Here is a 13,420-nt window from a genome sequence, read left to right on the forward strand (position 1 = left end):
CACGCGAGCTTTCCCTCCGCGCCCGCCCTCGTGCAACATGACGAGCGGAGCAGGTGCATGCAGCGCGTGATCGAAGCCTTCTGGGAGCGGCTCGAGGACAACGTGACGGTATCGTGCGCGCGCGTGGAGGCGGCGAACATCCCCTTTTATCGCGACCTGCCCGCGGCAGCGCGGCACGGAGCCTTCAAGCGCGCGTTCGAGGCGATGGGCCATGATCTCGCGAAAAACGAATCGCAAGCGTTCCCAGCGCTCCTCCGGGCGCTCGGCGAGCAACGCTCGGGACTCGGCGTCACCATCACGGACATCCTGCGAGGCATGCTCATCGGCTTCGAGGTCGTCACCGAAGACTTTGCGTCCTTTTTCGGCGACGATCTCGAAGCATGCGTCCACTGGGAGCGGGTCCGCGCCCGCGTGAGTTACATGGGCGCAGCGGCACTCGCGGACGCCTACCTCGCCGCACGCGAGAAGCTCGTGCGCGCGCAGTCCGAGGAAATCCTCCAGCTTTCCGCGCGTGTGCTCCCGCTCTACCCGGGGATCCTCGTGCTCCCGCTCGTAGGGGCACTCGACGCCGCACGCGCCGCGCACCTCACGCCGCTCTTGCTCCAAGCAGTGGTGGACAACCAATCCCGCGTCGTATTGCTCGACGTGACGGGTTTGCCCTCGGTCGGCGCGGAGACGGCCGAGCATTTGATGGGCGCGGCGCGGGGCGTCGAAATGCTCGGCGCCACGGCGATCCTCGTGGGCGTCCGGCCGCACATGGCGCGCGCGATGGTCGAAGCCGGCGTCGATCTCGGAGGCCTGCGATCCCGCGCAGATCTCGCAAGCGGCCTCCGAGACGCTCTCGACAAACTCGGGCTCACGATTGCGCGAAAGCGCTGAAGCGTGCAGCGCCGGAGCGAAGACCCATGCTCCGACCTACGCGGACACGAGCACCTGATCCGGCAGATCCGCGGCGAAGCTCTGCCAGTCGGCATGCGCGCGCAGCTTGGCCACCACGATGGGCAGCGGATGCGCGTACACGGCCCTATCGGTCGCCTCACCGGGCGCCGTCGCGACGTAGGCCAGCCGTTCGCTGGGCGGCTCGAAGGTCGTATCGATGCCGGGCTTGTTGCCGCGCGCGTCGATTCTGTACCAGCCGAGGCCTGGCAGCAGGACGGCGTTGAAGCCGTGCAGGCAAAAGCCCGATTCATGGGCGAGCCGCTGATAACACAGCCCGGCGGGAAGGCCGCTCGCGCGCAGCAGGGCCGCGAGCAGATGGCTCTTGGCGTAGCAGAAGCCGCTGTGGTGGCGCAGCACCTCCGAGGCCGTGCACGTGAGCGGTCCGGCTTGGATGTCGAGGGTGTGGCGGATTGCGTCGCGCACCCAGTTGAAGCAGCGGCGGGCGATCTCGACCGGCCCGGCGGCGCCCTGTGCGAGCGCGGCAGCCTGCGCACGGACGTCGGGATGTTGCCAATCGATGATGTCGGTCGTGGCCAGGTAGTCGTTCACCTCGTCTCCTCGGAGCTTGATGGCGCTGCATCAACAGCTCGCCTCGGGCCCGCGTGCATCCTGCGCAGGGCTTCCGCGAGCCCGCGCGACAGGGTCGAATACGTCGACAGATCTGCCACGTCGAACCCGCTCGTGGCGAGCTCCATTGCCGCCGCCGCGCGGATGCCCGTCATGATCACGCCGGCGCCGACGAGCTTTGCGGCGGCGACCACGTCGAGCAGGGCGCGCACGGCCACGGAATCGAGCTTCGACACCCCTGTCACGTCGAGCAGGAGGAGCCGTGCGCCGCTCGTGGCGATTGCGGAGAGCACGCGCGTGGCGAAGCGCGTGGCTCGCGACGCGTCGAGAGGGCCGACGAGCGGGGAAAGGAGCAGCCCTTCCCGGAGCGCGAGAATGGGGGCGCCACGTTCCAGAAGCTCCTCGGCTTGCAGCTCGATGATGCTGCGGGCTGCTTCGAGGGCCTCGACCTGCACGCGCAGGGTGGTGTTTGCATGTTCGAGCTCGCGGGTCCGCTCCATCACGCGCTCCTCGAGCTCCTCGCGGGCGCGGACGAGCTCGGCTTCCGTGCGTTTTCGCTCGGAGATGTCGCGAATCACGCTGACGAGCGTCCTGCCCTCGTCGATACGCTTCGTGCTCACCTCGACGGGGAACGTGGTCCCGTCCTTGCGCCGGTGCGACGTCTCGAAGAGCAGGCCCTCGTGGAGTGCGCGCGCCATTTGCGCGCCGATGTCGGCCTCGGTGTCGGGGTCGCGCAGATCGCGGATGGAGAGCGCGCGGAGCTCGTCCTGCGAATAGCCATAAGCGCGGGAGGCGGCCGGGTTCGCTTCGACGATCCGACCGTCTTGTCCGATGAAGAGGATGATGTCTCGCGCCTCCCCGAGGAGCACTTCGTAACGTAGTTCCATGGTCCCGCCGAGGGCCCTCTCTTACAAGGGTCGCACGGGCCGATCCATCAGAATATCGTCATGGAGCGCGGACGCGGAGGTCTTCCCGGCGCGTGGGGTACGACGTTACGCACGGGAACGATGCCGCAGTCGCTCGCCATCCTCCGCCACGCCAACGGATCACCTGCGCGCCCAACCCGTCGAAATCACTAACGTACTTTTTGCTGCGCTCGCCGGCCCTCCTCTGATACCATCGCGGGCGAGCCATGACCCAGCTTGCGGCACGTGTTGGTGATGCGCACACCTGTCCGGCTCATGTCGGGGGGCCGATTCTTCCGCCGGGGTGTCCGACCGTCGTCATTGGGGGACAAGCGGCGGCGCGGATCGACGACCTCTGCCAATGTGAGGGCCCGACCGACGTGATCAAGACGGGCGCGCCCACCGTGCTCATCGGCGGCAAACCCGCCGCGCGCAAGGGCGACCTGACCCGGCACGACGGCGTCGTCGCCATGGGGTTTCCCACGGTCCTCATCGGGCCCCTCGCGCCCGGCGACGCCGTGGCTGCGCTCTTCACCGACGAATATCTGTCCACGCTCGTGGGCAAGGAATGGCAAGGGGCGAACTCCGAGCAATTGAAGAAGGCGATGGAGACGCTCTGGGAGCATCGCCACGACCCGAACCATCCCGATGTCCAGGAGGCGCTCCGGCAAATCGCGGACGCGCGCGGCAAGCCCCTCGAACAGATCCAGCAGGACTGGCAGAGGTATCAGGCCGCGCTCGCCGAGCAGGAGCGAATCGCCGCGGAGAAGGGAATCGATCCGCCCCCCGGGATCAACGGCTGGCTCCACGGCGATCACATGGGGAGCACCTCGCAGCTCCGCTATGGCCAGGTCGCCGGGGATGCGCTGGGAATGGATCCCGTGTTCGGCGCGCTCCTCAATCCGACCGGCGGGCTCGTCGGTCCGGGCAATGCGGCGGTCGACGGCAACGACTCTGCGATCGGCTATCACGGCGCCGTGCACGACGCCGGCGGGTATCTGTACAATTATCACAACCAGGGCCCGGGATACGATTATCTCGGGCAGGAGGGGCGCGACACGTCGAGCCCGCTCTCCGGTCAGCGGTCCGGGATCTCGTACTGGCGTGACCAACTGCCGGATCGCAGCGGGGGGCAGAAGTTCACCGACGGCGCGGGCGACGTGATCATGGATGGGGTCGTCGGGGGGATCGACGGGGTCTCGAACGCCTGGGAGGCCACCAAAGAGACGGTTTCCGACGCCTGGGACGGCGCCAAGGATTGGGCCTCCGACACCTGGAACAGCCTGTGGGATTAGGGCCAGCGATGAAAGCCTATACGCTCGAAATCGAGGAGCTCGCGGCCCTCGTCGGCTTCCTGAATGCGAAGAAACTCGTGGGCCTCGACGAGTCCCTGTTTCGCGTGTTCACCGAGGAGAACATCCCGCGGCTCGTGGCCAAGCTGAACGAGCACGGCTGGCTCACGCCGGCCGAACGACCGGGCACGTGGCACTTCAATGAAGACCTCATGCAAACCCTGGCCGTCGCCGTGGCGCCGGAGTTTGCCGTGCTCGCGCGATCGGAAGCGCAGGCGAAGTCGATCGTGTTTTACCTGGCGGGCGACGAGATCACCGAGATCGTGCTCACGGCGGATCGCGCCGTCGTCGCGCGGATCGACAATCAAGACGAAATGGTCGCCCAGGTGATGGCGTTCCTGCAGGGCGCGTGGCCCGGTGAGATTGCGGTCGCCCGCGTCAAGGGCGAGGCCTTCGACGCGGGACGGCGGGTGATGATCGATGCGCAGGGAACGTTGACGACGAAGACGCCGGGCCTCTTGCCCGGGGATACGTGGAGCGCCGAAAACGTCGCGGCGTTCCTGCGCGGCGCGATGGCCGAGCTACGAGCTCCGCGAGGGTAACCGCGCGGCCGACGCAATCTTCGAGACAGGCGTGCGGGTCGCGACCGAAGCGCATCACCTGCGGTGCGCGCGTCTGCATGAGGACGCATGGTAGCTCGGTGATCTCATTGCGCCCCGCCCGGGGGTTGCGAGGGGCGCCCCCGATCCTCAGCGATCCTCGGGGACATGGCCATCGCGACGATCAACCCCGCCACGGGCGAGCTCCTCGACACGTTCGAGGCCCTCTCGGAGAGCGCGCTCGGCGACAAGCTCGCGCTCGCCGCGCAGGCATTCCGCCGTCATCGCCGCATACCGATCGCAGAGCGCGCCCGCTGCATGCGGCGCGCGGCCGAGATTTTGGAGGCCGAGAAGGTCGAGCACGGGCGCACGATGACGCTCGAAATGGGCAAGCCCATCCGGGCGGGCATCGCCGAGGCCACGAAATGCGCGCTCGCTTGCCGGTATTACGCGGAGAACGCCGAGCGATTCCTCGCCGACGAGGTCGTCCCGACCGAGGCCGAGCGGAGCTTCATCGTGTACCAGCCGCTCGGCCCGGTCCTCGCGATCATGCCGTGGAATTTTCCCTATTGGCAGGTCTTCCGGTTCCTCGCGCCCGCGCTCATGGCCGGCAACGTCGGCCTCCTGAAACACGCGCACAACGTCCCCCGATGCGCGCTCGCCATCGAATCGATCGTGCGCCGCGCCGGCTTCGACGAGGGCGTGTTTCAGACGCTCCTCCTCGAAACCCCGCAGGTCGCCGCGGTGATCGAGGATCCACGCGTCGCCGCCGTCACGTTGACCGGCAGCGAGGGCGCGGGCTCGAAGGTCGCGAGCACCTCCGGCAAGGAGATCAAAAAGACCGTGATGGAGCTCGGCGGCAGCGATCCGTTCATCGTCATGCCGAGCGCAGACCTCGAAGCCGCGGCGAAGACGGCCGTCCGGGCGCGCACCATCAACACCGGGCAATCGTGCATCGCGGCCAAACGTTTCATCGTGCACGAGGCGATCGCGGACGCCTTCGAGCGGCGGTTCGTCGCGGAAATGTCCCGCCTCGTGATCGGCGATCCGATGGACGAGGCGACCGAGATCGGCCCGCTCGCCACGAAAGACGTGCTCGGGACCCTCGTCGATCAGGTCGAGCGCTCCGTCGCTGCCGGCGCGCGTGTGCTCCTCGGCGGAAAACGCCTCGATCGCCCCGGATATTATTACGAGCCCACCGTGCTCACGGACGTCCCGAGAGAAGCGCCCGCCCATCACGAGGAGCTCTTCGGGCCCGTGGCCACGCTCTTCCGCGTGCGCGACCTCGATGAGGCCATCGCCGTCGCCAACGATACCCGCTTCGGCCTCGGGTCGAGCGCGTGGACACGCGACCCCGCGGAGAGCGCCCGCTTCGTCGACGAGCTCGAAGCCGGCGCGGTCTTCCTGAACGCGATGGTCGCCTCCGATCCGCGGCTCCCGTTCGGCGGCGTCAAGCGATCCGGGTACGGTCGCGAGCTCGGCGTGTTCGGTTTGCGCGAGTTCGTCAACGTGAAGACGGTGTGGGCCGAGGACGTCGCCGCCCCGAGCGTGGCCGAGACCGAATAGACGAACGCTTCCCCTTCCCCCTCCGCTCGCGTTCGCGTTATCCTCGACGCCCGCATGGCGTCCGCTGCTCTCGCCGATCCCTTCGCCTGGGTGGGCCAAACCATCGACGGCAAATTCCGCGTCGAGGCGGTCGTCGGCGAGGGCGGGTTCGGCGTGGTGTACCGCGCCCAGCACCTCGGGCTCGGCGAGCCGGTCGCCGTCAAGTGCCTGAAGATTCCCTCCACCCTCGCCCCGGACGAACGCGAGCGTTTCCAGCAGAGCTTCCTCGAAGAAGGGCGCCTGCTCCGCAAGCTCTCGCGCGCCACCGCCGCGGTCGTCCAGGCCCTCGACGTCGGCGCGGCCGTCGCCCCGAACGGCGTCTGGGCGCCGTATCTCGTGCTCGAATGGCTGCACGGCGAGACGCTCGAGGCATTCCTCGCGCGCCGGAACGAAGAAAAAAAGGGCGGCATGCTGCTCGCCGACGCCTTCGCGCTCCTCGAACCCGCGGCGCTCGCGCTCGCCGCCGCGCACGACGAGGGCATCGCGCACCGGGACATCAAGCCGGCGAACCTCTTCCTGCGCGACGCGTCCATCGAGGGAGGCGGCGCCTCGCAGACCCCCGCGGGCACACCCACGATGAAGGTGCTCGATTTCGGCATCGCCAAGGTCATCGCCGACAATGCGTCGATCACCCGCGCGATGGAGCAGACCGGGCACGCGCCGTCGATGTTCACGCCTTTTTATGGCGCGCCCGAGCAGTTCAATCGGCGGTTCGGCGCGACCGGGCCGTGGACGGACGTGTATGCGCTCGCGCTCGTGCTCGTCGAGCTCTGCTCGGGCAAAACCGCGCTCGTCGGCGACGACGTCACGCAGCTCTACATCGCCACGACAGACGTCTCGCTCCGGCCCACGCCCCGCACGCACGGCGTACGCACGAGCCACGCCGTCGAGGCCGTCTTCCAGAAGGCGCTCGCGATCGAGCCGCGCGGCCGATATACCTCGGCGCGCCTCTTCTGGGACGCCCTCCGCGAGGCGCTCCCCTCGCCCATCGAGGCCGACGCGCCGGGCACGACCGTGGTCCGCGAAGGCAGCCACGATTCGCTCACGACCGCGCCCCAGATCACCGAGGCGCGCACGAGCAAACCGGCCTCCTCGCGCCGCTCCCTTTTCGCGGCGATCGGCGCCTTCACGTTCGTCGCGGCGGCCATTGCGGCGTCCGTGGTGATCAAGCATCGCGGCGAGATCGAGCCCACGCCGACGCTCGCGCGCATGGGCCCCGAGTTCGGCCACGTGGAGCTGCCGAGCTCGACGGCGGACATGGTCCTCGTGCCCGCGGGCAGCTTCACGATGGGCCACGCGAAGGAAGGGAAGACCGAAAAACCGGCGCACACCGTGACGATCTCGAAGCCGTTTTACCTCGACCGCACCGAGGTCACGGCGGAGGATTACGTGCGCTGCGTGGCCGCGGGGAAATGCACGCGGAGCGGCGTGCACGGGCCGGGCGTGGACGAGGCCGAGGCCACGAAGTTCGCGCCGTTCTGCACGGAGCCCGATCCGGCGAAGGCGCGCCACCCCATCAATTGCATCGACCACGGGCAAGCGGCGAAGCTCTGCGCGTTCCTCGGCAAACGATTGCCCACGGAGGCCGAATGGGAGTACGCCGCGCGTGGCAAGGACGACCGCCTCTATCCCTGGGGCGAGGAGCCCGTCGCTTGCACGCTCGGCAATTTCGCGCGCGCGGCGGGCCAATGCCCCGGGCGGGCGAAAGGCACGATGCCGGTGGGCTCGTTCCCCGATCACGCAAGCCCCTTCGGCGCGCTCGACATGGCCGGCAACGTCTGGGAATGGGTCGCGGACGCCTTCGATCCGGGCGCCTACACGAAAGGCGAGCGCAAGGATCCGCTCGTCGCCACGGGCGCGAAGGGCGTGATCCGCGGCGGCTCCTGGGATTTCGCGTCGAGCGCCGCCAAGACCACGACACGGTACGCATTCGACCGCGCCACGGGCCACGTCAGCACGGGCGTGCGTTGCGCGAAGACCGCGGACTGAAGCGGTCGATCTTTCGTCACGCCTGCCAACGGGTTGGAGAGCTGCCCACGCATTGGAGGCTTCCTTGCGCCGATTCCCTTTCGCACCTACGAAAAGAAGCGAAAGAGGAGGCGAACATGGCCATCATTCCGGCGAAGTACACGGCGAAGGATTATTCGGCGCTCAAGGGCCTGCAGGGCATCACCGACGATCAGGTCGCCGTCCACCTCACGCTTTACAATGGGTACGTCACGCGCTCGAACAAGCTGAACGAGACGCTCGCGTCGATGGTCGCCGAAAACAAGGCGAGCACGTTCGAGTACAACGAGCTGAAGCGCCGCGCGGGCTGGGAGATCAACGGCGTCCTGCTCCACGAGTATTACTTCGACAACCTCACGGCGAAGGCCACGGACGGCAAGGACTCGCGGTTCGCCGAGGCCATCACGCGCCAGTACGGCAGCTTCGACGACTGGAAGAAGGACTTCCTCGGCGTCGCCAAGATGCCGGGCGTCGGCTGGGCCATCACGTATTTCGATCCCACGCGCGGCCAGTTCGACAATTACTGGATCGACCGCCACGACGTCGGCCACCCCGCGGGCCACCGCCCGATCGTGGTGCTCGACCTCTGGGAGCACGCGTGGAGCGCGTACCTCAAGCCCACCGAGCGCGCGAAATACCTCGAGGACTTCTTCGCGAACGTGAACTGGAGCGTCGTCGACGGGCGGCTCTGATGGCGTAGCGCCGGGGTTTCACCCCGGGCCCGACCAGGGGCTGTCCGCCCCTGGACCCAGGACCAGCGCAAGCGCTGGACCGTGGGTGCATCGCCCGCGATGCGGCCGATGCAAAAACCCCTCTCAGGGCTCGGCCGGGGGCAAACCCACGCGGAGCATTGCCTTGTTCGGCACCGTCTCCACGAGGCCGACCCAGACCCCCGTCGCCTGCTGATAACACACCTTCCCGCCCGGCAATTCGCGCCCGAGGCTCACGTCTTTCGTCTCGCTCCCTTTACGAACCGTGATCCGGGCCATGGCGAGGTTCCGATCCGCGGCGACCGGCGTGTATTTCACCTCCCGCACCGTGACCTCGACGCCTTGCTCGAAGGCGAACGCCTTGTTCACCTCGACGGGCACGCCCGCGAGCGGCGCCTTGCCCGGGGCCGCCGCGGGGCCGAGCCAGCGCACGTTCTGCACGACGGGCGGCTGCGGGCCCTCGCATTGCATCGACGCCTGTGTGGGCGCCTCCGGGCCGTCCAGCGTGGCCTCCGACGAGGTCCCGCATCCGAGGAGACCGATCCCGAGCGTTGCCGCGAAAAACCCCCGCATGATGTTCCTCCGTGCTCCCATGATGATCAGCCCGGGCGAACCCCGGCGATGTTGCATCCGAGATCGGCCAGCGCGAAGACCGCGGCGCCGAATGCGCCCGCGCTCTCCGAGCTCGCGTTGCCTTGCAGGCTGCGCTTGTAGACGCCCTGCGCGATCGCCGCCAGCCGGAAAATGCCGAACGCCATGAAATAAGGCCAGTCCTCGATCTCGCCCCGGCCCGCGAGCTTGCAATACATCTCGACGAGCCCCTTCTCGTCCGGAATGCCGAGCGCCCCGAAATCCGCGCCGACGAGGCTGCCGCGCCCCGGGAGCGCGAGGTGATACCCCATGCAGAGATACGCGAGGTCACTCACGGGATGCCCCAGCGTCGAGAGCTCCCAGTCGATGATCGCGAGCGCGCGGGGCTCGTTCGCCGCGAAGATCATGTTGTCGATGCGGTAATCGCCGTGGACGAGCGTGGTCTCGTCGTGCTTGGGCGCGCTCTTGCCGAGGTACGCCATGAGCGCCTCCATCGCGGGGACGTCGCCCGTGCGCGAGGCCTCGTACTGGCGCGACCAGCGCTGGACCTGGCGCGGGACGAACCCGCCGACCTTGCCATAATCGCCGAGGCCCACGGCCGCGTAATCCACGCGGTGGAGCGCGGCGAGGGCGCGGACGAGGTCCTCGTAGATGGCGCGTCGTTCGTCCGGGCCGCTCGTCCCCGGGAGCTGCGGATCCCAGAAGATCCTGCCCGGGACGTGGCGCATGACGAAAAACGGCGTGCCGATCACGGCCGGATCTTCGCAAAGCGAAAGGGCCTCGGGCACGGGGACGTCCGAGCCGGCGAGCGCGCGCATCACGCGGTATTCACGCTCGACCGCGTGCGCCGAGGGCAAAAGCTCCCCCGGCGGCTTCTTGCGCAGGACGAGCTCGATCTCGCCGTCGGGGCCCGAAAAGCCGATCCAGTACGTCGGGTTCGACTGGCCGCCCTGGAACTGGAGCGCGTTGACGGTGCCTCCGCCGCGACAAGCGTCGACGTTCGCCGCGAGCCAGCGCGCGAGCGAGGCTTCGTCGATGCGGTGGGCTTCACGCGGAGGGCGGGCGCTCTTCGGCGGCACGAGGGGCATGGCGAGGGGCTTATAACATGAACGCCCCCGCCGTCGTCGATTGGAAAGGCGAGCTTCGCGAAGGGCCTAGCCGCGACCGTTCGCCATGACCTGGGCGAACGCCTCGCGGCTGTCGGCGAGCACCTGCGCGAAGTGCGGCCGCTTGTTGATGCGCTCGACATACGCCGCGACCTGGGGAACGTCGGCGAAGACGTCCGCGCCGAACACGCGCGAGGTGGCCAGCGAGATGAGCGGGAAGTGCATGGCCGCTGCACAGTCTGCCACCGTGAGCTCCGCGCCGGCGAGGTACGGATCGAACCTCGCGAGCTGCAAGAAGGCGCGGATGCCCTTGGTGAGATCGGCCTTGATCGCGGCCTTGGCCTCGTCGGTGAGGGTCCCGCCCATGAACGCGGCGGGATAGGTTCGCCGCGCGACGAGCTCGACGTTGAGCTCGAAGACCTGGATGAGCTCGCGGACCTTGGCGCGGGCGAACGGATCACGCGGATAGAGGGGGTTGTCCGGGTACGCGTCCTCGAGGTACTCGCAGATCACCTGCGACTCGCAGATCACGCCGTGCGGCGTCTCCAGGAAGGGCGCCCGGCCCATGGGGGATCGAGCGAGAAATGCGGGAGCCTGGGAGGGCCAACAGCTCGGATCCTCTTCGTGCGCAATGCCCTTTTCGAGGAGGACGAGGCGGACCTTGTTGTGGTAGTTGCTGATGCGAAAGCCGCAGAGCTTCATGCGCTGGAATTCCTTTTTGGTTCGGCAGGAGATGAATGCCGCGGGCAGATGATGGATCGGATGGGGGTTCCGTGGGAAGGCCTCACCGCTCTCCTCGGCCGACCACCTCCGCGCGGTCGCGGTATGCAAGGACGAGGGAATCTCCCTCTCGAAAGAGGGCCGCCGCATCGAGAAAACCTGGCCACCAAGGCCGCTCGAGCGGCTCCGCCCACAGCCGTGCGATCGTGGCGACGAGCACGATGTCATGGGTGACCGCGATGTGGAGCCCGGCCGCTTCGTCGAGGAATCGTTCGAGGTGGCCGAGGAGCCTTCGCGCCGCAGCGTCGGGATCGTGCATGCCCGCAAGGCCCTTCCGGCCGTGGACCAGCGCCTCGATCACCCCCTCGGGCCCGAGCTCGAGCCAATTCTGGAAGGCGAGCGACGGATCGTGCACGTACGGGCCGGGATCGCCGAGCCACCGATCGGGTACGATGTCCACGAGAATGCTCGCGCCACGCCGGATTGCCGCAGCGGTCTCGACGCAGCGGGGGACCGGGCTCGTGTTCACTCGACGAATTCGTTCGCCGAGCGCCTCGCCCAGCGCCTCCGCGGCCCGCGCGCCCCGTTCGGTGAGCGATAACGACTGGCCCGTCTCTCCCGGGGGAATGGCAGGTCGCTCCGCGTGACGCAAGAGCAGCACCACCGCGCGATCCTGCGGGAGGGAAGGCACGCCCGGACACACCCTCTGCCCAGGTGTCACGCAGACACCGCCACGAGCGCACGAGGGAAGGAGCGCGTCCTTTGCACCTCGGTGAGCCGGAGCCCTGCGGCATCGAAGAGCCGCTCGAAATCGCGGCGCGTTCGCTCGCGCCCTCCGGTCACGGCGAGGAGGTGAAGATCACAGAGCCCACCGCCATGCCCGTCCTCGTCGAGCACCATCTCCACGACGACGATACGCCCCCCCGGCTTCAAGGAATCACGAGCACGGACGAGGAGACGGGTCGCGTCGCAATCGTCCCAGTCGTGGAGCACCCGGGCGAGGAGCACGACGTCCGCCGAGATGGGCCAGGGATCGAATAGATTTGTTTCGACAAACTGCACGGGAGCCTGCAGCACGCAGGCTGCCTCCGCAACGCCCGGAAGATCGAGCACGAGAACGGAGCTGGAGGGCCACGCCGCCGCGATGAGCGAGGCGAGCGCGCCCGTGCCTCCGCCCGCGTCGACGACGACGTCCCCAGGTTGAATGGGCAATGCGTCCACGAGGGGCTCGTAATCGTGGCGGGCATAGCTCTCGAGCATGCGGTGGTGCGTGCGGCACCGCTCCGGCGTGCTCGCGACCTCTCGGAAGACGTCGTCGGGCCGGAACACATCGGCGCGTAATGCCATTTCGAGGGAGGCCCACCGCTGCCGGAGCGGCCCCGCGTATTCACGCGCGGCGCCGGCGAGCGTGAGCGGATGATCGGCGCGGAGAAACGCGCCTTTCGGCGTGGGGGCCCAGGCCCCGTCGCTTTGCCGCGTGATCACGCCGAGCTCGGCGAGGGCCCGGAGCAACCGTCGCATCTTGTCGAGGGGCACCGCGCAGCGCTCGGCGAGGAAGGTCTCCGGACCGGGCAAGGCGTCGAAAACCCCGAGCGACACCGCCGCAGCGAGCGTATCCGTTCTCCAGTGCCCCACGAGATCCGCAGACAGCGCCGCGAAATCGTTCGTCCGAGCGGACCGGAGCTCCACGATCGTATCTCCCCGCTCGTCGATGACCTCGAGCCCGCCGTCGAGCCGCTCGACGCGCGCCTGGCCATTGTAGAACGGTTCGACCGCCACGAACCGCCGCGTGTAAATGGGCTGTCCTTCGCGGTCCACGTGCGTCCACCCGGACGCGTCCCGCGCGCGGGCAAACCCCTTGTGGAACACGTCGAGGTCCACGAACCAGAGGCCATGCAAGAGCGCTCCGTCCGGCCGGACGTGGGTCGAGCGCCCGTCATCGGCCTGCACCACGGCCGAGCCCTCGCGAAAATCGCCGGCATAACGCCATCGCGTCGACGCAACGGGGCGCCCCTCGGGATCGAGGTGACCGTAAAGACCACGCTCGTCCCGGAACGTGCATCGATCGTGCTGGTAATTGCCACACCAGGCGTGACGCTCCGGATAAAGGTCGCTCCCATCGGGCAGGATGTGGTGCCATCCATCACGCCCGCGCACAGCGGCTCGCCCCTCGTAGAAGCCGAAGGTGCGCTCGAAGCGCCGCGTGTATGCGGCGCGTCCGCGCATGTCGACGTGCCACGCCTCGCCGGCGCGACGCACGGGCGCGAGGCCCGGCGCATGGAACGCGAGGACCTCGTCGTATCGCTCGTCGTAGAGCGGCTCCCCAAAGACGACGTGGTGCGTCCCGTCCTCGGCCACACGAGCCCGTTGCCATTCCAT

General features: G+C 68.3%; 13 protein-coding genes. 6 read left to right on the plus strand and 7 right to left on the minus strand.

Annotated features, from left to right (window positions below; genetic code table 11):
• Positions 1-57 precede the first annotated feature (57 nt).
• Positions 58-879, plus strand: coding sequence for an STAS domain-containing protein (locus QHF84_RS32060; protein ID WP_281317286.1), 822 nt, complete (start codon positions 58-60; stop codon positions 877-879).
• 36 nt (positions 880-915) lie between these two features.
• Here QHF84_RS32060 and QHF84_RS32065 read toward each other — a convergent pair whose 3' ends face one another.
• Both QHF84_RS32065 and QHF84_RS32070 read right to left on the minus strand, forming a co-directional pair.
• Positions 916-1,488 (minus strand): transglutaminase family protein, encoded by a 573-nt coding sequence (locus QHF84_RS32065; RefSeq protein WP_281317287.1) that lies wholly within the window; start codon positions 1,486-1,488, stop codon positions 916-918.
• On the minus strand, positions 1,485-2,393 hold the full coding sequence (locus QHF84_RS32070) for a PAS domain S-box protein (RefSeq protein WP_281317288.1): 909 nt from the start codon (positions 2,391-2,393) through the stop codon (positions 1,485-1,487). The genes QHF84_RS32065 and QHF84_RS32070 overlap by 4 nt, the downstream gene beginning before the upstream one ends.
• Positions 2,394-2,638: 245 nt before the next feature.
• On the opposite strand from QHF84_RS32070, the gene QHF84_RS32075 reads away from it, so the two are divergent.
• From QHF84_RS32075 to QHF84_RS32095, 5 genes are all read left to right on the plus strand, one after another.
• Positions 2,639-3,706: a PAAR domain-containing protein gene (locus QHF84_RS32075; RefSeq protein ID WP_281317289.1), complete on the plus strand. Its 1,068-nt coding sequence runs from the start codon at positions 2,639-2,641 to the stop codon at positions 3,704-3,706.
• 8 nt (positions 3,707-3,714) lie between these two features.
• On the plus strand, positions 3,715-4,305 hold the full coding sequence (locus QHF84_RS32080; RefSeq protein WP_281317290.1) for a hypothetical protein: 591 nt from the start codon (positions 3,715-3,717) through the stop codon (positions 4,303-4,305).
• Between the two features lie 165 nt (positions 4,306-4,470).
• The gene (locus tag QHF84_RS32085; protein WP_281317291.1) at positions 4,471-5,868 is read left to right on the plus strand and encodes an NAD-dependent succinate-semialdehyde dehydrogenase; all 1,398 of its coding nucleotides are present in this window, start codon (positions 4,471-4,473) and stop codon (positions 5,866-5,868) included.
• A gap of 54 nt (positions 5,869-5,922) precedes the next feature.
• Positions 5,923-7,896 (plus strand): bifunctional serine/threonine-protein kinase/formylglycine-generating enzyme family protein, encoded by a 1,974-nt coding sequence (locus QHF84_RS32090; RefSeq protein WP_281317292.1) that lies wholly within the window; start codon positions 5,923-5,925, stop codon positions 7,894-7,896.
• Between the two features lie 116 nt (positions 7,897-8,012).
• Positions 8,013-8,606, plus strand: a complete 594-nt coding sequence (locus tag QHF84_RS32095) for a Fe-Mn family superoxide dismutase (RefSeq protein WP_281317293.1) — start codon at positions 8,013-8,015, stop codon at positions 8,604-8,606.
• A 123-nt stretch (positions 8,607-8,729) separates the two neighbouring features.
• Here QHF84_RS32095 and QHF84_RS32100 read toward each other — a convergent pair whose 3' ends face one another.
• The 5 genes from QHF84_RS32100 to QHF84_RS32120 form a co-directional block, all read right to left on the minus strand.
• Positions 8,730-9,218 carry a hypothetical protein gene (locus tag QHF84_RS32100; RefSeq protein WP_281317294.1) on the minus strand — a complete coding sequence of 163 codons (489 nt, stop codon included), beginning with the start codon at positions 9,216-9,218 and terminating at the stop codon, positions 8,730-8,732.
• Positions 9,219-9,223: 5 nt separating this feature from the next.
• Positions 9,224-10,303 (minus strand): phosphotransferase family protein, encoded by a 1,080-nt coding sequence (locus tag QHF84_RS32105; protein WP_281317295.1) that lies wholly within the window; start codon positions 10,301-10,303, stop codon positions 9,224-9,226.
• Positions 10,304-10,369: 66 nt separating this feature from the next.
• Positions 10,370-11,023, minus strand: a complete 654-nt coding sequence (locus QHF84_RS32110; RefSeq protein WP_281317296.1) for a glutathione S-transferase — start codon at positions 11,021-11,023, stop codon at positions 10,370-10,372.
• An 82-nt stretch (positions 11,024-11,105) separates the two neighbouring features.
• Positions 11,106-11,732 (minus strand): histidine phosphatase family protein, encoded by a 627-nt coding sequence (locus QHF84_RS32115; RefSeq protein WP_281317297.1) that lies wholly within the window; start codon positions 11,730-11,732, stop codon positions 11,106-11,108.
• Positions 11,733-11,758: 26 nt separating this feature from the next.
• Positions 11,759-13,420 (minus strand): methyltransferase, encoded by a 1,662-nt coding sequence (locus QHF84_RS32120; protein WP_281317298.1) that lies wholly within the window; start codon positions 13,418-13,420, stop codon positions 11,759-11,761.

Source organism: Polyangium sp. y55x31 (assembly GCF_029946505.1).
GTDB lineage: Bacteria > Myxococcota_A > Polyangia > Polyangiales > Polyangiaceae > Polyangium.

Excerpts from the sequence above, each read along its gene's own strand:
- QHF84_RS32060 (WP_281317286.1), top strand. The coding sequence starts at position 58 with ATGCAGCGCGTGATCGAAGCCTTCTGGGAGCGGCTCGAGGACAACGTG.
- QHF84_RS32070 (WP_281317288.1), bottom strand. The coding sequence starts at position 2,393 with ATGGAACTACGTTACGAAGTGCTCCTCGGGGAGGCGCGAGACATCATC.
- QHF84_RS32075 (WP_281317289.1), top strand. The coding sequence starts at position 2,639 with ATGACCCAGCTTGCGGCACGTGTTGGTGATGCGCACACCTGTCCGGCT.
- QHF84_RS32080 (WP_281317290.1), top strand. The coding sequence starts at position 3,715 with ATGAAAGCCTATACGCTCGAAATCGAGGAGCTCGCGGCCCTCGTCGGC.
- QHF84_RS32085 (WP_281317291.1), top strand. The coding sequence starts at position 4,471 with ATGGCCATCGCGACGATCAACCCCGCCACGGGCGAGCTCCTCGACACG.
- QHF84_RS32090 (WP_281317292.1), top strand. The coding sequence starts at position 5,923 with ATGGCGTCCGCTGCTCTCGCCGATCCCTTCGCCTGGGTGGGCCAAACC.
- QHF84_RS32095 (WP_281317293.1), top strand. The coding sequence starts at position 8,013 with ATGGCCATCATTCCGGCGAAGTACACGGCGAAGGATTATTCGGCGCTC.
- QHF84_RS32100 (WP_281317294.1), bottom strand. The coding sequence starts at position 9,218 with ATGGGAGCACGGAGGAACATCATGCGGGGGTTTTTCGCGGCAACGCTC.
- QHF84_RS32105 (WP_281317295.1), bottom strand. The coding sequence starts at position 10,303 with ATGCCCCTCGTGCCGCCGAAGAGCGCCCGCCCTCCGCGTGAAGCCCAC.
- QHF84_RS32110 (WP_281317296.1), bottom strand. The coding sequence starts at position 11,023 with ATGAAGCTCTGCGGCTTTCGCATCAGCAACTACCACAACAAGGTCCGC.
- QHF84_RS32120 (WP_281317298.1), bottom strand. The coding sequence starts at position 13,420 with ATGGAATGGCAACGGGCTCGTGTGGCCGAGGACGGGACGCACCACGTC.